The organism is uncultured Paracoccus sp., from assembly GCF_947487305.1.
In the GTDB taxonomy this organism is placed as follows: domain Bacteria; phylum Pseudomonadota; class Alphaproteobacteria; order Rhodobacterales; family Rhodobacteraceae; genus Paracoccus.
Window position 1 is genome coordinate 143,664 of sequence record NZ_CANKWH010000007.1, and the last position, 19,105, is coordinate 162,768.

Genomic DNA, 19,105 nt, shown 5'->3' on the forward strand with positions numbered 1-19,105 from the left:
GCGCGCGACAGTGGCCGCGCGCCGGTTGGCGTGATTATTGGGTGATGCCCAATTCCTTGCAGGCATCGGCATAATCGGCGGTGCAGATCTGCTCGGCCGTCTGAATGCCCTTGTCGAAGATCTCGGCCTTGATGTTCTCGCGCGTGACCACGGCCGGCACGAACAGCTCGGACGGCGTGTTGTAGAGCGTGGTCTTCGGTTCGGGCGTCTCGCCCTTGAGGAAGGTCACGGCCACTTCGGCGGCAGCGCGGGCGACGATCTCGGACGGTTTCGAGATGGTGTTGTACTGATCGCCCGCGATAATCAGCTGCAGCGCCGCGATGGTCGCGTCATTGCCAGTCACCGGCGGAACCGGGTCAACGCCCGCCGCCTTCAGCGCCGCGATGGCGCCACCCGCCGTGCCGTCATTGGCGGCGACGATGCCGGTGATCTCGGCCCCGAAGCGGGTGATCTGGCCGGCGGTCCATTCCTGCGCCTTGGGCGGCGCCCAGTCCGGCGTGTCATATTCGGCCAGCGTCTTGTATTCCGAGCCGTCCAGCGAACTGTCGATCCCGTCGCGGATCAGACCGGCCGCCGCATCGGTGGGCGAGCCGTTGATCTGCAGCACGCCCGCGCCCGCCGCCACGCCCGAAGCCTTCAGGTGATCGACCAGCGATTGCGCGATGGCCGCGCCGATGCCTTCATTGTCGAAGGAGACATAATAATCCGCCGGCACATCCGGGATGGGCCGGTCATAGGCGATGATCTTGATGCCCTGGCTTTGTGCCATCTGCACCAGACCTGCGGCAGCGGCACTGTCCACCGGATCCAGCACGATCACCTTGGCACCCTGCGCGATGACCGAATTCACCTGCTGCTGCTGCAGCGAGACATCGGCATTGGCGTTCTGATAGATCACCGTGCACTCGGCACAAAGCTCCTTCATCGCCGCTTCGAAACCCGGGAAGTCATGTTCCTCGTAACGGGTCGAGGCCTGGTCGGGCATCAGGAAGGCCACGGTTGCGGCCTCCTGCGCCATGGCGGCGCCACCCAGCAGTCCGGCGATCAGGGCCGAAGCGGCGGCAATGGAAGTTCTGGTCTTCATCTCGTGTCTCCTCCCTCTGTGACACGCGCCGGCGGCAGGCCTCACCCGAATGAAAGCCATGACGGATCGCACCGCCAAAGCGGTCGTTTTGCCCGTCCACTTCTGGCTTTCCTACCGTCGCCTCCCAACAGCGCAACCGATGCAGCATGTGTGCTCAATCGATGTAGCAAGATTGTCTTAACCACCTCATCCTGTCAAGATGAAGCTGGCGAGGCGCAGGTTCCGCGCCCCAGCGCGCGGAGGAAAATGACCGAGAACAGCGAAAATTCTGCAAGGCGGCCAACGATCTACGATTTGGCGCAGATCGCCGGGGCCAGCCCCAGCGCGGTGAGTTCAATCCTGAACGGCACCTGGAGAAAACGCCGAATCAGCGCGGCTACGGCCGAGCGTGTCACCCGGATCGCCACCGAACAGGGCTATGCGGTGAACCTGCAGGCCAGCCTGCTACGCCGCGAGCGGTCGCATATCATCGGCATGATCGTCCCCAAATATGACAACCGCTATTTCGGTGCGATCGCCGAGCGGTTCGAGGCGATGGCCCGTGCGCGCGGCCTGTTTCCGGTCATCACCTGCACGCAGCGCGATCCCGATCTGGAATTCGAGGCGGCGCGCGAGATGGTCTCCTATCAGGCCGAAACTTTGGTCATCACCGGCGCGACCGACCCGGACCGGATCGCCGATTTCTGCGCCGCCGCCGGCGTCCGGACGATCAATCTGGACCTGCCGGGCAGCAAGGCGCCCTCGGTCGTCTCGGACAATTTCGGCGGCGCGCGCGATCTCACGCGCCTGATCCTGTCACGGCTGCGGGATGATTTCGGCGAGGCCGCGCCGCTGTGGTTCATCGGCGGCCGGCCGCACGATCACAATACCGTGGAACGCCTGCGCGGCTTTCGGGCGGCGCATGTCGAGGCCGGGCTGCCCGCGCCGGAAGCCAAGGTGATCATGCCCGGCTATTCCCCCGACAAGGCCGCCGAGGCACTGGCTGGACAGGACCTCCCCCCGCGTTTCGGGATTTTCGTCAATTCGACCATCACCATGGAAGGCGTGGTGCGCTGGCTGGGCGACAATCTCGCCATGGACCGGGTCCGGCTGGGGTGCTTTGACTGGGACCCCTTCGCCGCGCTTCTGCCGCAGAATGTCGGCATGGCCGAGCAGGACGTGCCGGCAATGCTGCAGCAGGTCTTTGACGCGATTGCCGGCGGCACGGATCAGCCAACCCGCATCGACGTGCCCTGCATCCTGCACCCCCTGCCCGCGCGCGACTCGTGAGATCATCCGCGCGAACAAGAAAAAACCCCGCAGCGACAATGCGCTGCGGGGTTTTTTGGTGCCCAGGAGAGGACTCGAACCTCCACGCCTTGCGGCACACGGACCTGAACCGTGCGCGTCTACCAATTCCGCCACCTGGGCAGGTGGTGAGCGGCTGATTACGGGCAGTCGCGGGGGGTGTCAATGGGCCGAAATCGAAAAAATCATCATTCCGGAGAGAAGGCTTCGCCCCGGCCGTCGGATGGATTGGCGGCCTGCCTGCGACGATACCGCACCCTTTGACCGCGCGCCCGGCTTGTCGTGCCGGGCGGGCTTCGGTATTGAACGCAAAAGCACCGCACGAAGCGAAGGGGCGAGGGCATGGCGAAACTGGTGACCATCTATGGCGGGTCTGGCTTTGTCGGACGTTATGTCGCGCGGATGATGGCGCAGGACGGCTGGCGCGTGCGCATCGCCGTCCGCCGCCCGGACGAGGCGCTGTTCACCCGCACCTATGGCGCGGTGGGCCAGGTCGTGCCGGTCCTCTGCAACATCCGCGACGCAGCCTCGGTGAAGCTCGCCATGCAGGATGCCGATGCGGTCATCAATTGCGTCAACCTGACCGGGAAAGAGGGCAAGAGCACCTTCGAGACCGTGCTGGTCGAGGGCGCGGCGAACATCGCCCGCATTTCCGCCGAACTGGGCGTTCAGAACATCGTGCATATCTCGGGCATCGGCGTCGATGCCGAATCCCCCAGCAAATACGTATCGGCCAAGGCCCGCGGCGAGGCCGCCGTGGTGGAACACCGCCCCGATGCGGTGATCCTGCGCCCCTCGGTGATCTTCGGGACCGAGGACCAGCTGTTCAACCGCTTTGCCGGGATGAGCCGGTTAGGCCCGGTGATGATGATCGCCGGCGGCAACAGCCGGATGCAGCCGGTCTTTGTCGAGGACGTGGCGGTGGCCGCGACCAAGGGACTGGACGGTACCGCCGCTGCCGGGATCTACGAACTCGGCGGCCCCGACATCCTGACCCTGCGCGAGTTGGTGCAGATGACGCTGAAGGCCGTCGACCGCCGCCGTGCCGTCATCAACCTGCCCTTCTGGCTGGCCGGCATCGGTGCCGGGGTGCTGGACCTGGTGCAGACTATTTCCGGCGGGCTGATCGGCAACAAGATGATCACCCGGGACCAGTTGCACCTGCTGCGCACCGATAATGTGGTCAGCGAGGGGGCGAAGGGCTTCGCCGATCTGGGGATCGAGCCGACCGCTCCCGAGGCCGTCATCGACAGCTATCTGTGGCGCTTCCGCCCCTCGGGGCAATATGACGCGATCAAGGCCTCGGCGAAGAACCTGCGTCACAACTGATGACCCATGACACGATCGTTGCCGCCGTCCTCGGCCTGCTCGAGGGGCTGACCGAGTTCATTCCGGTCTCCTCCACCGGCCATGTTCTGCTGGCCGGGCATTTCCTGGGCTTTGACTCGCCCGGCAACGCCTTCGAGGTGATGATCCAGCTGGGTGCCATCCTCGCGATCCTTGGCGTCTATGCGCAGCAATTGTGGCGCATCTTCAGCAGCGCGCCGCGTGATCCGGCCGCCCGCCGCTTCATCCTTGCAGTCTTGCTGGCATTCCTGCCGGCGGCGGTCATTGGTGTTCTGGCGCATGGCTTCATCAAGCGGGTGCTGTTCGAAACCCCGCTGCTGATCGCCATCAACCTGATCATCGGCGGGTTCGTCTTGTTGTTCGTCGACCGCATGGCGAAACGCCCGCTCTATCATCGGGCCGAGGATTTCCCGCTACCCATGGCGCTGAAGATCGGGTTCATCCAGTGCCTTGCGCTGATCCCCGGCGTCTCGCGCTCGGGCGCGACCATTGTCGGCGCGCTGGCGCTCGGGGCCGACAAGCGCTCGGCGGCCGAGTTCTCGTTCTTCCTGTCGATGCCGACGATGCTGGGTGCCTTCGTCTATGATTTCTACAAGAACCGTGACCTGCTGGACGCAGCGGCACTGGAAAACATCGCCATCGGCTTCGTCTGCGCCTTCATCATGGCGATTTTGGTGGTGCGCTGGCTGCTCGGCTATGTCTCGCAGCACGGTTACGGGCTGTTTGCCTGGTGGCGAATCATCGTCGGCAGCCTTGCATTGCTGGCCCTTGCGGCAGGTATGTAACATATACTGACCTATTTTTACGATTGCAGCGTGAAGTTTTTGCACTCCACGCCATAAATCTTGGCAATAGGTCAATATTGCTGACTTTTCATCGGAAAGCGTCTGGTTTATTTCCACGCGAGGGGATTTTCCGATAAGAAGGTGCGCAGCGATGGCCACGCAAAAAATGCTGAAGTTTGTCTCGACTCCGCGCGAAATGCCGGAAAAGCGGGATGCGGCCACGCGCAGCGAGGATTTCCGCGAGATCTACCAGGAATTCGCCGCGATCAAGGCGGCCGAGCAGGCCAGCCGCTGCAGCCAGTGCGGCGTGCCCTATTGCCAGAGCCATTGCCCGCTGCACAACAATATCCCCGACTGGCTGCGCCTGACCGCCGAGGGGCGGCTCGAGGAAGCCTATCGCGTCAGCCAGGCGACCAATACCTTCCCGGAAATCTGTGGCCGCATCTGCCCGCAGGATCGCCTTTGTGAAGGCAATTGCGTCATCGAGCAGTCGGGCCACGGCACCGTCACCATCGGCGCGATCGAAAAATACATCACCGACACCGCCTTTGAAGAAGGCTGGGTCAGTGCCGCCGCCCCCGCGCAGGAGCGTGCGGAAAGCATCGGCATTATCGGCGCCGGTCCGGGCGGGCTGGCGGCGGCGGATGCGCTGCGCCGCAAGGGTTTTCAAGTCACCGTCTATGACCGTTACGACCGCGCCGGCGGGCTGCTTACCTATGGTATCCCCGGCTTCAAGCTGGAAAAGGACATCGTCCTGCGCCGCAATGCCCTGCTGGCGGATGGCGGCGTCGAATTCGTGCTGAACTGCAATGTCGGCGAGGATATCAGCTTTGACGCGATCCGCGGCAAGCATGACGCTGTGCTGATCGCCACGGGCGTCTACAAGACCCGCGATCTCGACATGGACAATGCCAATGCCGGCGGCGTGGTGCGCGCCATCGACTACCTCACTGCCAGCAACAAGATCGACTTTGGCGACGAGGTTCCCGATTTTGCCGATGGCGAGCTGAACGCCGCGGGCAAGCGCGTCGTCGTCATCGGCGGCGGCGACACGGCGATGGATTGCGTGCGCACCGCCATCCGCCAGGGCGCGCTGTCGGTCAAATGTCTCTATCGCCGCGACCGCGCGAACATGCCGGGCTCGCAGCGCGAGGTGCAGAATGCCGAGGAAGAGGGCGTCGAATTCGTCTGGCTCTCGGCCCCCGGCGAGTTCGTCGGCCATGTCACCGGCTTTGCCGCCGAGGCGCAGGAGCGTGACGTGGACGAGGTCGCCCAGATCGGCGCGGTCCGGGTGCAGCGGATGCGCCTTGGCGCGCCCGATGTCAGCGGCCGCCAGTCGCCCGAACTGATCGAGGGTGCCGATTACGACGAGCCGGCGGAACTGGTCATCAAGGCGCTTGGTTTCGAGCCAGAGGATCTGCCGAAGCTCTGGGGCACCGACGGGCTCGAAGTGACCCGCTGGGGCACGGTCAAGGCCGATTTCACCACCCATCGCACCAGCCTGCCCGGCGTCTATGCCGTGGGCGACATCGTGCGCGGCGCAAGCCTGGTGGTCTGGGCGATCCGTGACGGGCGCGAGGCTGCCGATGCGATCGAGGACTGGCTGACGGGCGAAGCCCGCATCGCGGCGGAGTGAGGGCGGTGCCGATGATGCACAGCCCGTACACCGCGCGTACACAGCCTGTACACCGGCTGCGCGCGTTGCGCGGCGCAGGGCGCAACGAGTTTATTCTGGCTGGGGCAGCTTTGCTGACCCTTCTGGCCGCCCCGCAACCTGCGAGCGCCGCGACCTTCCGCGCGCCGCAGGGCTGCAATCTGGAAATGACCATCCAGAATCGCGGCTGCACGGTCAGCCAGATCTATCGCTGCTCGGCTGATCCTTCGGGCTATCAGCATGTCGCCATCTTCGGACAGGACGGGATGACCCATCTGTCCACCATCGATGCCGAGACCCGCTGGATCGAAAGCACTGATCCGGAAACCGGGCTGGTCGATCGTCTGGTCGAGGCGGCCGAGGATCATGCCAGCTTCTCGACGCTGAAGGCGACCGGCCGCGACGATTTCGATTTCTGGACCGAGTCGAATACCGGTGAGAAGCTGCACCATGTCGGTTATGACGAGCTGACCGGCGAGACCGTCACCATCGACGGGATCACGCTGGAAAAGACCCGCTTCCAGCTGACCACCACCGGCTCGGACGGGCAGGTGCTGATCCAGCGCGAGGGCCAGCAGTTCATCAGCCGCGCCAATGGCCGTTTCTATGGCGGCATCGAGACCTACAGCGACTGGACCGGTGCGTCGGGCGAAAGCAATGACAGCCCGGTCGATTTCAGCTTCCCCGGTCAGCCCGGCTATGGCGAGACCGAACCCCAATACGACTGCGACATGATGGTGGCGCAGCTTCTTCAGGAAAGGGCCATGCAATGAGCAACAACTGGCAAGCAGACGAACAGGCCCGCCGCGACTGGATGGCCGAACACAGCCTCTACCGCGAAGAGGACGAGCATTCGTCCTGCGGCGTGGGTCTGGTGGTGTCGATCGACGGCAAGGCCAGCCGCAAGGTGGTGCAGAACGGCATCGACGCGCTGAAGGCCGTCTGGCATCGCGGTGCCGTCGACGCCGATGGCAAGACCGGCGATGGCGCGGGCATCCATGTGCAGATCCCGGTGCCCTTCTTCTATGACCAGATCCGCCGCACCGGCCACGAGCCCGACCCGAAGAAGCTGATCGCCGTCGGTCAGGTCTTCCTGCCGCGCACCGATTTCGGCGCGCAGGAACGTTGCCGGACCATCGTGGAATCCGAAGTGCTGCGCATGGGCCATTACATCTATGGCTGGCGGCATGTGCCGGTGAACACCGCCGTTCTGGGCGAGAAGGCCAATGCCACCCGCCCAGAGATCGAGCAGATCCTGATCCGCTGCGACAAGGACATCGATCAGGTCCAGTTCGAGCGCGAGCTCTATATCATCCGTCGCCGCATCGAGAAGGCGGCCATCGCCGCGCAGATCGCCGGGCTCTATTTCGCCTCGCTGTCATGCCGCTCGATCATCTACAAGGGCATGATGCTGGCCGAACAGGTGGCCGAATTCTATCCCGACCTGAAGGACGAGCGGTTCGAATCGGCCTTCGCCATCTATCACCAGCGCTATTCCACCAACACCTTCCCGCAATGGTGGCTGGCCCAGCCCTTCCGTATGCTCGCCCATAACGGCGAGATCAACACGCTGAAGGGCAACCTGAACTGGATGCGCAGTCACGAGATCCGCATGGCCTCGGGCGCCTTTGGCGAAATGGCCGAGGACATCAAGCCGATCGTGCCGGCGGGGTCGTCGGACAGCGCCGCGCTGGATGCGGTCTTCGAGGTGATGGTGCGCTCGGGCCGTTCGGCGCCGATGACCAAGACCATGCTGGTGCCGGAAAGCTGGTCCAAGGCCACGACCGACATGCCGAAGGCATGGGCGGATATGTATGCCTATTGCAACGCGGTGATGGAGCCCTGGGACGGGCCGGCGGCGCTGGCCATGACCGATGGCCGCTGGGTCTGCGGCGGGTTGGACCGCAATGGTCTGCGCCCGATGCGCTATGTCATCACCGGGGACAACCTGCTGATCGCGGGCTCGGAAGTGGGCATGGTGCCCTCGGACGAGGCGACGGTGCGCGAAAAGGGCGCGCTGGGGCCGGGCCAGATGATCGCCGTCGATATGTGGGATGGCCGTCTCTACACCGACAGCCAGATCAAGGACCGGCTGGCAGGCTCGCAGCCCTTCGGCGAGTGGATCGAGAAGGTCGTCGAGCTGAACGTGATCATGCGCGAGCTGCCCGAGAACACCAGCTTCAAGGGTGACGAGTTGCGCCGCCGCCAGACTGCTGCCGGCTATACGCTGGAAGAGCTGGAAAACGTTCTCGCCCCGATGGCCGAGGACGGGAAAGAGGCGCTGGCCTCGATGGGCGATGACACGCCCGCCGCGGTGCTGTCGAACCAGTATCGGCCGCTGTCGCATTTCTTCCGCCAGAACTTCAGCCAGGTCACTAACCCGCCGATCGACAGCTTGCGCGAAGCGCGGGTGATGAGCCTGAAGACGCGGTTCGGCAACCTCAAGAACGTGCTGGACGAATCGAGCAGCCAGACCGAGATCCTGCTCTTGGAAAGCCCCTTCGTCGCCAATGGCGAATTCGCCGAGATGATGAAGATGTTCGATGCTTCGGTCACGGTGATCGACTGCACCTTCCCCGATGGCGCCGGTCAGGACGCGCTTGGCGAGGGTCTGGCGCGTATCCGGGCCGAGGCCGAGGATGCCGTGCGCAGTGGTGCCGGCCATCTGGTGCTGACCGACGAGCATCAGGGGCCGGATCGGATCGGCATGCCGATGATCCTCGCGACCAGTGCGGTGCACAGCTGGCTGACGCGCAAGGGTCTGCGCACCTTCTGCTCGATCAACGTGCGCTCGGCGGAATGCATCGACCCGCATTACTTTGCGGTGCTGGTCGGCTGCGGCGCGACCACGGTGAACCCCTATCTGGCACAGGATTCGATCGACGACCGGATTCAGCGCGGGTTGCTGGACGGCAGCCTGATCGACAATATGCGCCGCTATCGTGACGCGATCGATCAGGGCCTGCTGAAGATCATGGCAAAGATGGGAATCTCGGTCCTCTCGTCCTATCGCGGCGGGTTGAACTTCGAGGCGGTGGGTCTGTCCCGCGCCATGGTGGCCGAGTATTTCCCGGGGATGCATTCGCGCATCTCGGGCATCGGTCTGCACGGGCTTCAGGACAAGCTGGAGGAGATCCACCAGAAGGGCTTCCACACCGAGAACGTGGACCTCTTGCCGGTCGGCGGCTTCTACAAGCTGCGCCGCTCGGGCGAGAAGCATGCCTGGGAAGCCAATACGATGAAGCTGCTGCAGGTCGCCTGCGAGCGGGCGTCCTATGACACCTGGAAGCAGTTCAGCGCCACCATGCGGGCAAACCCGCCGATCCATATCCGCGATCTTCTGGACATCAAGCCGCTTGGCAAGCCGGTGCCGCTGGACGAGGTCGAATCGATCACCTCGATCCGCAAGCGCTTCGTCACGCCGGGCATGTCGCTGGGGGCGCTGTCGCCCGAGGCGCATATGACGCTGAACATCGCCATGAACCGGATCGGGGCGAAATCCGACTCGGGCGAGGGTGGCGAGGACCCGGCGCATCACATGCCGCTGCCGAATGGCGACAACCCTTCGGCCAAGATCAAGCAGGTGGCTTCGGGCCGCTTCGGCGTCACCGCCGAATACCTGAACGCCTGCGAAGAGTTGGAGATCAAGGTCGCGCAGGGGGCGAAACCCGGCGAGGGTGGCCAGCTGCCCGGCATGAAGGTGACCAAGCTGATCGCGCGGCTGCGGCATTCGACGCCGGGCGTGACGCTGATCTCGCCGCCGCCGCATCACGACATCTACTCGATCGAGGATCTGGCGCAGCTGATCTATGACCTGAAGCAGATCAACCCGCGCGCCAAGATCACGGTAAAGCTGGTGGCCTCGTCGGGCGTCGGCACCATCGCGGCGGGCGTCGCCAAGGCCAAGGCCGACGTGATCCTGATCTCGGGCCATAACGGCGGCACCGGGGCCTCGCCCGCGACCTCGATCAAGTTCGCCGGTCTTCCTTGGGAGATGGGACTGACCGAGGCGCATCAGGTGCTGGCGATGAACCGGCTGCGCGACCGCATCACGCTGCGCACCGATGGCGGCCTGCGCACCGGGCGCGACGTGGTCATGGCGGCGATGATGGGGGCCGAGGAATACGGCATCGGCACCGCCGCGCTGATCGCCATGGGCTGCATCATGGTCCGTCAGTGCCAGTCGAACACCTGCCCGGTGGGCGTCTGCACGCAGGACGAACGCCTGCGCGCGATGTTCACCGGCTCGGCCGACAAGGTGGTGAACCTGATCACCTTCTATGCGCAGGAGGTTCGCGAGATCCTTGCCTCGATCGGCGCGCGTTCGGTGGACGAGGTGATCGGACGGGCCGATCTGCTGACGCAGGTCAGCCGTGGGGCCGCGCATCTGGACGATCTGGACCTGAACCCGCTTCTCATCACCGTCGATGGCAGCGAGAAGATCGTCTATGACCGCTCGAAGCCGCGGAATGCCGTTCCCGACACGCTGGATGCCGAGATCATCCGCGATGCCGAACGCTTCTTCAGCGATGGCGAGAAGATGCAGCTGAGCTATGCCGTCCGGAACACGCACCGGACCATCGGCACCCGCACCAGCTCGATGATCGTGCAGACCTTCGGCATGCGCAACAAGCTGCAGCCCGACCACCTGACCGTGCGCCTGACCGGCAGCGCCGGGCAATCGCTTGGCGCCTTCGCCGCGCCGGGCCTGAAGCTGGAGGTCAGCGGCGATGCCAATGACTATGTCGGCAAGGGCCTGTCGGGCGGCACCATCACCGTGCGCCCGCCGATGATCAGCCCGCTGACGGCGGCGGATAACGTCATCATCGGCAACACGGTTCTCTATGGTGCCACCGATGGCTACCTCTTCGCGGCGGGTCGCGCGGGCGAGCGTTTCGGCGTCCGCAACTCGGGCGCGAAGGTGGTGATCGAGGGCTGCGGCAGCAACGGTTGCGAATACATGACCGGCGGCGTCGCGGTGATCCTTGGCCGGATCGGGGCCAACTTCGGTGCCGGCATGACCGGCGGCATGGCCTATCTCTACGATCCCGAGGGCGTGGCGCGCGACTATATCAACCCGGAATCGCTGGTGCTGAACGCCGTCAGCCACCCGCATTGGGAAGCAGAGTTGCGGGAACTGGTCGAGCGGCATCTGAAAGAGACCAATTCGCGCCGGGCCGACGAGATCCTGCAGAACTGGGACGAGGAACTGCCGAACTTCCTGCAGGTCACGCCCAAGGAGATGCTGGCCCATCTGAAGCACCCGCTGACCGAGACCGGCGATCTGGAAGCGGTGCCGGCGGAATAGGCTGGGCATCAATGATTGATGCGGGCGGGGCAGCAGTGTCCCGCCCGTCTTCGTTTGCCGCTCCCGAGACGACCCGGCGCAGCCCCGGCAAATTGACAATCCCGCCGCACGGGCGTTGACTGTCGGCAAGGCTTGTACCCGTATCTGCCGGTCCGTTTTCCGAGAAGGAGCCAGCGCCCATGTTCACTCCCCTTTTTCTCCGCGCCCTGCTGCCCGGCCTGCTGTCGGCCTCGGTCCTCGCGCTTGCCGCTTGCACCATGACGACCGGGGCGACTAACCCGCCGGCCTCGAATGCCTTCTCTGCCCAGTTGAGCCAGACCGGCTTCAGCGGGCGCTATGATCCGGCGGGCTTCCAGCCGCACGAGGTGCAGAAGGCCCTGGGCGAAGCCTGCGCCATTCGCGGCAATATCGTCGACTACGCGGAGCAGCCGGTTGATGGGGCCATGGCCTTCCGGGCGCGCTGCCGGGGCGGCACCGATGTGCGTCTGGGGACGGTCTCGGTCTATCGCGATGGCAACCGGGCGCGGGTCGTGCTGCCCGGCTATGTCGAGATCATGCGCGAGGACGAGACCGTTCGGACCATCTCGCTCTGATCCCGAAGCCGCATCCCCATTTTCATCAAGCAGGAGATTACCCATGTCGGAACTGATCGTCATTGCCTTCGACACCGAGGCCGCCGGCTTCGATCTGCGGACCGAACTGGTCAAGATGCAGAAGGATTACCTCATCGAGATGGAGGATGTGGTCGTCGTCACCCGCAGTTCCGAGGCTGACATCAAGCTGCATCAGGCGGTGAACCTGACCGCTGCCGGCGCAGTGGGCGGTGGTTTCTGGGGCACGCTGGTTGGCCTGCTGTTCCTCAACCCGCTTCTGGGTGCGGCGGTGGGTGCGGCCTCGGGTGCGCTCGCCGGGCGCTTCACCGATGTGGGCATCAATGACGAGTTCATGAAAGAGGTCGCCCATGCCGTGCCGCCCGGCGGTTCGGCCGTCTTCGTGCTGATCCGCAAGATGACCGCCGACAAGGTGCTGGAGCGCCTGTCGCAGGTCGGGCATGGCGGGCGGGTGCTGCGCACTTCGCTGTCGAACGAGCAGGAACAGAAGCTGCGCGATGCGCTGGCAGGGGATGACAGCAGCGTGGCCCCGCCGCCGCCCTCGGCCTGAGAGATGCGGGCAGGGCGCTGCATCGGCTTGACGCAATCCCGACCCGCGTGACAGATGCGGGTCATGGCCGAAAAAGCGTCCGCGCCCGAGGAAACCCAGACACGCGCCCGACGTCGTCGCGCGCCCTTCCAGCGCCTGTCGATCTGGCGCGGGTTGCGCTGGTTCGGGCTGCGGGTGCTGCTTCTGATGCTGGCGCTGGTCGGCTTCTATGGCCTCATCAACCCGCCGACGACCTGGACCATCGCCCGCGAGGCGACCTTTCCCCGCGAATGGACCGATCTCGAGGAGATGACGCCGGCCCTGCCGCGCGCAGTCGTGGCGGCGGAGGATGCGAATTTCTGCCTGCACTGGGGTTTCGACATGGCCGAGATCCGCAAGGTCATCGCCTCGAACAGCTCGCGCGGGGCCTCGACCCTGACCCAGCAGACCGCCAAGAACGTCTACCTGTGGCAGGGGCGCAGCTGGGTGCGGAAGCTTCTGGAAACCGCCTATACGCCGATGATCGAGGCGCTCTGGACCAAGCGGCGTATTCTCGAGGTCTATCTGAACGTGGCGGAATTCGGGCCGGGCGTGTTCGGCGTTCATGCGGCGGCGGCCTATCACTTCGGCACCACGCCCGATGCGCTGAGCCCCACGCAGGCGGCGCGGCTGGCGGCGATCCTGCCCGCGCCCAAGACCCGTGGCACGGCGCAGGGCAGCCGCCGCAGCCGCGCCATCGCCGACGGGGCCGAGACGATCCGGCGCGACGGCCGCGCCGCCTGTTTCGAATAGGCCGGCTTTCGCCACCCGCGCCCCGGCTTGCGGTTGAAACATGACGGGGCCAAGCGTATCACGGCTGCCATGCGACACGAGCGACAGATGAATACCTCCAGCCAGCAGACCACCCGCCTCTACCACACCCCTCTTTCCCCCTTCTCGCGCAAGGTCCGTCTGGTTCTGGCCGAGAAGAAGATCGAGGTCGAACTCGTCGAAGAGCGGTACTGGGAAAACAATTCCGAGCTGCTGCGCCGCAACCCGGCGGGCATGGTGCCGGTGCTGCGCCATGACGGGCGGCTCTTGTCGGAAAGCCAGGCGATCTGCGAATACCTTGACGAGACCGTGCCGCAGCCCGCGCTGATGCCGAAAAGCCCCGCCGAACGCTACGAGGTGCGCCGGCTCTGCGCCTGGTTCGACGACAAGTTCAACCGCGAAGTGACGCGCCCGATCCTTGAAGAGCGGGTCTGGAAGAAGATCACCCGCTCGGGCTATCCCGACTCGCGCGCGGTCAAGGCCGGGCTGAAGGCAATCAAGGATCACATCGACTATCTGACCAGCCTCCTGGAGACCCGGCGCTGGCTGGCGGGCAGCGCGCTGAGCCTTGCCGATTTCACCGCCGCCGCGCATTTCTCCTGCCTCGACTATATTTCGGATGTCGATTGGGACCGGTCAGAGATCCTGACCAGCTGGTATGCGACGATCAAGTCGCGCCCAGCCTTCCGGGGCATTCTGGCCGACCAGATCCCGGGCATCCACCCTGCCCCGCATTATGCCGAGCTTGACTTCGGCTGAGACCGGGGGGCCAGCCCCCCGCACCCCCCGGGATATTTCTGCCAAGATGAAAGCAGATCTGGCCGCACAGGCCAAGGTCGAGGGTTTCGCCAAGATGGGCGTCTGCCGCCCCGATGCGGTGCCTGAGTTGCCCGGTCGGCTGGCCGCATTTCTGCAGGCTGGCCGGCAGGGGCAGATGGGCTGGATGGGCGAGCGAACCGGCTGGCGCGGAAATCCCGCCGCGCTCTGGCCCGAGGCGCGTTCGGTGGTGATGCTGGCAGAGGTCTATTCGCCGGATCACGATCCTCTGGCGGTGCTGGGCCAGCCCGACCGCGCGGCGGTCAGCGTCTATGCCCAGGGCAAGGATTACCACGACCTGGTCAAGAAGCGGCTTAAGCGGCTGGGGCGCTGGCTGATCGAGACCCATGGCGGCGAGATCAAGGTCTTTGTCGACACCGCCCCGGTGATGGAAAAGCCGCTGGCACAGGCGGCGGGGCTGGGCTGGCAGGGCAAACATACGAATCTTCTGGCCCGCGATCTGGGCAGCTGGTTCTTCCTTGGCGCCATCTTCACCACGCTCGACCTGCCGCCCGACCCGCCCGAGGCCGAGCATTGCGGCAGTTGCCGGGCCTGTCTGGACATCTGCCCCACCGGCGCGTTCCCGGCCCCCTTCCAACTCGATGCGCGGCGCTGCATTTCCTACCTGACCATCGAACATAAGGGGCCGGTCGATCCCGAGTTGCGGGTGCTGATGGGCAACCGCATCTATGGCTGCGACGACTGCCTTGCCGTCTGCCCGTGGAACAAGTTCGCCCGCGAGGCCAGCGAGCTGCGCTATCGTGGCGTGATCGACGCGCCGCCTCTGGCCGAACTGGCGATGCTGGATGATGCGGGCTTCCGCGCGCGGTTTTCCGGCAGCCCGATAAAGCGGATCGGACGGGACCGCTTTGTCCGCAATGTGCTCTATGCCATCGGCAATTCCGGCCTGCCACATCTGCGCGGGGTGGCGCAGGGCTTGACGGGGGATGCCGACCCGACCGTCGCCGATGCGGCAAGATGGGCCGCCGGGCGGCTGGAGTTTCCCGCGTGAACCCGCTGCGCGGCATCCTGCTGAAGCTGGGCAGCGTGACGATCTTCGTCCTCATGGCGGCGCTGATCAAGGCGACGGCGCATGAGGTGCCGCCGGGCGAGCAGGTGTTCTTCCGCTCGCTTTTCGCCATCCCGGTCATCCTGGTCTGGCTGATGCGGCGGGGCGAGCTGTCTTCGGGCCTGCGCACCGCGCGCCCGATGGGCCATGTGTTTCGCGGGCTGATGGGCACGGCGGCGATGGGGCTGGGCTTTGCCGGCCTCGGCCTTCTGCCTTTGCCCGAGGTCACCGCCATCGGCTTTGCCGCGCCGCTGCTGACAGTCATCTTCGCGGCGATGTTTCTGGGCGAGGATGTGCGCGCCTTCCGCTTGGCCACGGTGGCGCTGGGGCTGATCGGGGTGCTGGTGGTCTTGTCGCCGCGTCTGGGGCAGGTGGGCGACGGGCTGTCGACCGCGCAGACGCTTGGCGCGGTCATCACGCTCATGGGGGCGATGTGTGCGGCACTGGCGCAGATCTTCATCCGCAAGCTGGTGCAGGAGGAAAGCACCTCGGCCATCGTCTTCTGGTTCTCGATCACCGCGACGATGCTGTCGCTGGTGACGCTGCCCTTTGGCTGGGTCATGCCCAGCCCCGGCACCGCTGCGCTGCTGATTCTGGCCGGGCTGATGGGCGGGGTCGGGCAGATCCTTCTGACCTCGGCCTATCGCTTTGCCGATGCCTCGCTGGTTGCGCCCTTCGACTATGCCGCGATGCTGTTTGCGCTGGCCATCGGTTATGGCGTCTTTGGCGAGGTACCGACCCTGACCATGCTGATCGGTGCCGCCATCGTCATCACCGCCGGCTTCCTGATCATCTGGCGCGAGCACCGGCTGGGGCTGGAGCGCAGCCGCCAGCGCAAGGCGATGACCCCGCAGGGCTGAGCCGGCTCACAGCAGCAGGTCATCGCCGGTGATCGGCAGCGTGCCGTCGATGCGAATGACCAGATCGGGCTGGCCGTCGCCATCCAGATCGGCCTGCAGCAGCTGATGATCGACGGCCATGGTCAGGCGCATCTGACCCGCGGCCGAGAACGCCTGCGCGCCGATGAACTGCAGATGCAAGGCCGTCAGGTCGATCAGGTCGCTACCGGAGGCGAAATCTTCGATGCGGTCCGGCAGGGCGATGGTCGAATCGAGCGCCGTCCGGAAGACAAAGCGATCCATCCCTGCGCCGCCGAGCAGGTTGTCGGTCCCTGCCCCGCCCTCGAGCAGGTCGTTGCCATCGCCTCCCCGCATGTTGTCCTGCCCTTCGCCACCATAAAGCTGATCATCCCCGGCATCACCAAAGATCATGTCAGGACCTGCCTCGCCCCAGACCCCGTCATCATCGCCACCGCCGAACAGCAGATCGCGGCCGGCACCGCCCTCGATCCGGTCGGTGCCGCCGTGACCAAAGGCGGTATCGTCACCGCCGCCACCCAGCAGGGTCTCGGCCAGCCGGTCCCCGACCAGAAGATCGTTCCCCTCCCCGCCCTCCAGGCGGCTTGCACCCGACCCACCGATCAAACTGTCATCGCCACTGCCGCCGAGAAGCAGGTCATCGCCGCCGCCCGCGAAGATCAGGTCATCGCCATCATCACCCTGCAGCAAGTCGTCACCCAGCCCGCCATGCAGGGTGTCATTACCCGTGCCGCCCTCGGCCGTGTCATTTCCGGCTTCGGCCAGAATGCGGTCGTCGCCTGCCTCGCCATTGGCGCGGTCTTCCCCCTCGCCGGCCTCGATCACGTCATTGCCACCGCCCGAGCGGATCACGTCCGCCCCGGCACCACCGCGCAGCCGGTCAAAGCCACCGCCGGCGGTCAGCGCATCATCGCCCGCATCCCCTGCCAGGATGTTGTCGCCATCGCCGGCATCGATCCGGTCATTGCCCGCGCCACCCGACAGGGAATCGTTTCCCGCGCCGCCCTGTAGATCGTCGTCCCCGTCATCACCGGACAGGAAATCATGTCCCGATCCGCCAAGCAGCGAATCCTTGCCCGTCCCGCCGAACAGCGTATCGCCGCCCTCACCTGCGTCGAGCAGGTCGTTGCCGGCATCGGCGATCACGACATCATTTCCCGCGTCACCGGAGATCTGGTCAGCACCTTCGCCGCCGCGAAGCCGGTCATCGCCCGCGCCGCCTTGAACCGTGTCCTGCGACGCTCCGGCCGAGATGGTATCGTTGCCGTCATCGCCGATCAGCAGATCCTCGACCTCACTGCCGACGATCAGGTCTGCCCCGGCAAGGCCGTGGATCTCGGACCCGCCGCGCGCCGCGATCAGGCGATCACTGCCCGTCGAGCCGACGATGATCGTCTCGACATCCGGGGGCGTATAATGAGCCACCGGAAACATGGCGTTGGTGAAGAGATCTGCTGCCAACGTGGTGCCACGCGCCGAATGGATCTCGATCAGCGTCTCGCCAATGCGGATGCGGATTCCTTTGGAAAAGGGAGTCAGGGTCAACTGGCCGATGCTGCGCACCATGCCCAGTTGCGACAGGTCCAGAAGATCCTCGCCGGGTTCGAAATCGCGGATCAGGATGCGGCCGGCAACCGGGCTAGCAACGAAAATGTCGTGCCCCGCGCCGCCCCAGATCGAGATATCCTCGCGCCCGGCGATCAGTACATCATCGCCATCGCCGCCCTTCAGCTGCGCGGTGCCGCGCCCCGCGCTCAGCAGGTCATTGCCCGAACCGCCTGAAACGATGCCGGCCCCCGCCCTTCGCGTCAGGCCCAACTGGCCCGGATCGAGGGACAACTGGGTGATGCCGGTCTCGCGCGAACTCGAGACAAAGAGGACGATCTTGCCACCCACCTCCTCGGCCGCAATGGCGCTGACATCGGCCAGGGTCATCGCCGCGTCATCAATCAGCGTTTCAAGATGCAGAAGCTTGCCATCCGGCTGCAGGGTGAAGACCGAGAGGCCGTCATCCATGCCACCGACGAAGACATAGGCGCGGCCATCGACCTCGACCGTCGCCAGCGCCGAGGCACGCTGGAACCGGGTCGACAGCTCGTCGACGACATGATCGACCGGGATCATGCTGCCATCGGGCAAAAGTCGCACGGTGGTGATCGAGGATGACCGCGCCGAGGTCATGATCAGATAGACCAGCCCGTCAACAGTGACCGCAGCCACGTCATTCGGGACGTTGAAGCCAGTGCCATCGCCGGACGTCAGGTAGTCGGCGCGGATGATACCCCCCTGCGGGTCAAGCCGGTGGCTGGAGAGGAAATTTCCAAGACCCGAGATCGCCACCAGCACCGGCTGGCCTCCCATCTGCAGGGCGATGATCTTGTCCAGCGAGGCGTCGGGCATGGTCGCGGCCAAGGGCATCAGCGAGCGGGTGACGCGGGTCAGGCTGCCATCATCCGCCTCGCGGTAGAGCGTGAATTCCACATCGCCCTGCCGCGCGGCATAAACATAGCTGTCGCCGCCGATCTCGATCTGGCCCAGCTGGGTCAGGTCGCGCGGCAGCGGCGTGGCGCCGACGAGGGCAGCAACCGGCCCGAGATCCCCACCCGCGAGCAAGGGAAGGCGCGTGTTCGGGCCGTTCCCCAGTCCGGTCAAGGTCAGCCAGGGCTGTCCGCCCAACTCGAGCAGCTGCAAACAGGGATCGCCCCAATGCTCGAAGCCGATCGGATAGGACCACAGATCGCCCGCGCTGGCCGGAAGGTCGGCATCGGTGATGGCAAAGCTGGCCAGCCCGCCACCCAGATAGGTGGCACTGATCAGAACCGGGCGACCTGCGACTTCTGCGATGACCAGATCGGTGATGCGGGTCAGAAACCGGTTCTGGTCGACCCGAAGCGTCGCAACATAGTCCATTCCGGCCCAACCCCGGG

14 protein-coding genes and 1 tRNA gene are annotated in these 19,105 nt (G+C 65.2%); 12 read left to right on the forward strand and 3 right to left on the reverse strand.

The window, feature by feature from the left end:
• Positions 1 to 34: 34 nt before the first annotated feature.
• Positions 35 to 1,084, reverse strand: a complete 1,050-nt coding sequence (locus Q1A36_RS10750) for a sugar ABC transporter substrate-binding protein (protein WP_299843393.1) — start codon at positions 1,082 to 1,084, stop codon at positions 35 to 37.
• A gap of 246 nt (positions 1,085 to 1,330) precedes the next feature.
• Here Q1A36_RS10750 and Q1A36_RS10755 point away from each other — a divergent pair, with 246 nt between their 5' ends.
• Positions 1,331 to 2,353 carry a LacI family DNA-binding transcriptional regulator gene (locus Q1A36_RS10755; protein ID WP_299843396.1) on the forward strand — a complete coding sequence of 341 codons (1,023 nt, stop codon included), beginning with the start codon at positions 1,331 to 1,333 and terminating at the stop codon, positions 2,351 to 2,353.
• 56 nt (positions 2,354 to 2,409) lie between these two features.
• On the opposite strand, the gene Q1A36_RS10760 is transcribed toward Q1A36_RS10755, so the two are convergent.
• Positions 2,410 to 2,494 (reverse strand) — tRNA-Leu (locus Q1A36_RS10760).
• Positions 2,495 to 2,713: 219 nt separating this feature from the next.
• On the opposite strand from Q1A36_RS10760, the gene Q1A36_RS10765 reads away from it, so the two are divergent.
• The 11 genes from Q1A36_RS10765 (at position 2,714) to Q1A36_RS10815 (ending at position 16,160) form a co-directional block, all read left to right on the forward strand.
• A complete protein-coding gene (locus tag Q1A36_RS10765) occupies positions 2,714 to 3,700 on the forward strand; it encodes a complex I NDUFA9 subunit family protein (RefSeq protein WP_299843399.1) in 987 nt (328 codons plus the stop codon).
• The gene (locus tag Q1A36_RS10770; protein WP_299843619.1) at positions 3,697 to 4,503 is read left to right on the forward strand and encodes an undecaprenyl-diphosphate phosphatase; all 807 of its coding nucleotides are present in this window, start codon (positions 3,697 to 3,699) and stop codon (positions 4,501 to 4,503) included. Before Q1A36_RS10765 ends, Q1A36_RS10770 begins: the two co-directional genes overlap by 4 nt.
• Positions 4,504 to 4,654: 151 nt before the next feature.
• Positions 4,655 to 6,139, forward strand: coding sequence for an NAD(P)-dependent oxidoreductase (locus Q1A36_RS10775; RefSeq protein WP_101753705.1), 1,485 nt, complete (start codon positions 4,655 to 4,657; stop codon positions 6,137 to 6,139).
• A gap of 110 nt (positions 6,140 to 6,249) precedes the next feature.
• Positions 6,250 to 6,930: a hypothetical protein gene (locus Q1A36_RS10780; protein ID WP_299843406.1), complete on the forward strand. Its 681-nt coding sequence runs from the start codon at positions 6,250 to 6,252 to the stop codon at positions 6,928 to 6,930.
• On the forward strand, positions 6,927 to 11,465 hold the full coding sequence (gltB, locus tag Q1A36_RS10785) for a glutamate synthase large subunit (protein ID WP_299843408.1): 4,539 nt from the start codon (positions 6,927 to 6,929) through the stop codon (positions 11,463 to 11,465). The genes Q1A36_RS10780 and gltB overlap by 4 nt, the downstream gene beginning before the upstream one ends.
• A 179-nt stretch (positions 11,466 to 11,644) precedes the next feature.
• Positions 11,645 to 12,058 (forward strand): hypothetical protein, encoded by a 414-nt coding sequence (locus Q1A36_RS10790; RefSeq protein WP_299843411.1) that lies wholly within the window; start codon positions 11,645 to 11,647, stop codon positions 12,056 to 12,058.
• A 43-nt stretch (positions 12,059 to 12,101) separates the two neighbouring features.
• Positions 12,102 to 12,626: a DUF1269 domain-containing protein gene (locus Q1A36_RS10795; RefSeq protein WP_299843414.1), complete on the forward strand. Its 525-nt coding sequence runs from the start codon at positions 12,102 to 12,104 to the stop codon at positions 12,624 to 12,626.
• A 63-nt stretch (positions 12,627 to 12,689) separates the two neighbouring features.
• Positions 12,690 to 13,397: a monofunctional biosynthetic peptidoglycan transglycosylase gene (mtgA, locus tag Q1A36_RS10800; protein WP_299843417.1), complete on the forward strand. Its 708-nt coding sequence runs from the start codon at positions 12,690 to 12,692 to the stop codon at positions 13,395 to 13,397.
• Between the two features lie 69 nt (positions 13,398 to 13,466).
• On the forward strand, positions 13,467 to 14,174 hold the full coding sequence (locus Q1A36_RS10805; protein WP_299843419.1) for a glutathione S-transferase family protein: 708 nt from the start codon (positions 13,467 to 13,469) through the stop codon (positions 14,172 to 14,174).
• Positions 14,175 to 14,220: 46 nt separating this feature from the next.
• Positions 14,221 to 15,243: a tRNA epoxyqueuosine(34) reductase QueG gene (queG, locus tag Q1A36_RS10810; protein WP_299843421.1), complete on the forward strand. Its 1,023-nt coding sequence runs from the start codon at positions 14,221 to 14,223 to the stop codon at positions 15,241 to 15,243.
• Positions 15,210 to 16,160 carry a DMT family transporter gene (locus Q1A36_RS10815; RefSeq protein WP_299843424.1) on the forward strand — a complete coding sequence of 317 codons (951 nt, stop codon included), beginning with the start codon at positions 15,210 to 15,212 and terminating at the stop codon, positions 16,158 to 16,160. The genes queG and Q1A36_RS10815 overlap by 34 nt, the downstream gene beginning before the upstream one ends.
• Before the next feature lie 6 nt (positions 16,161 to 16,166).
• Here Q1A36_RS10815 and Q1A36_RS10820 read toward each other — a convergent pair whose 3' ends face one another.
• Positions 16,167 to 19,088, reverse strand: coding sequence for a calcium-binding protein (locus Q1A36_RS10820; protein ID WP_299843427.1), 2,922 nt, complete (start codon positions 19,086 to 19,088; stop codon positions 16,167 to 16,169).
• Positions 19,089 to 19,105: the final 17 nt, after the last annotated feature.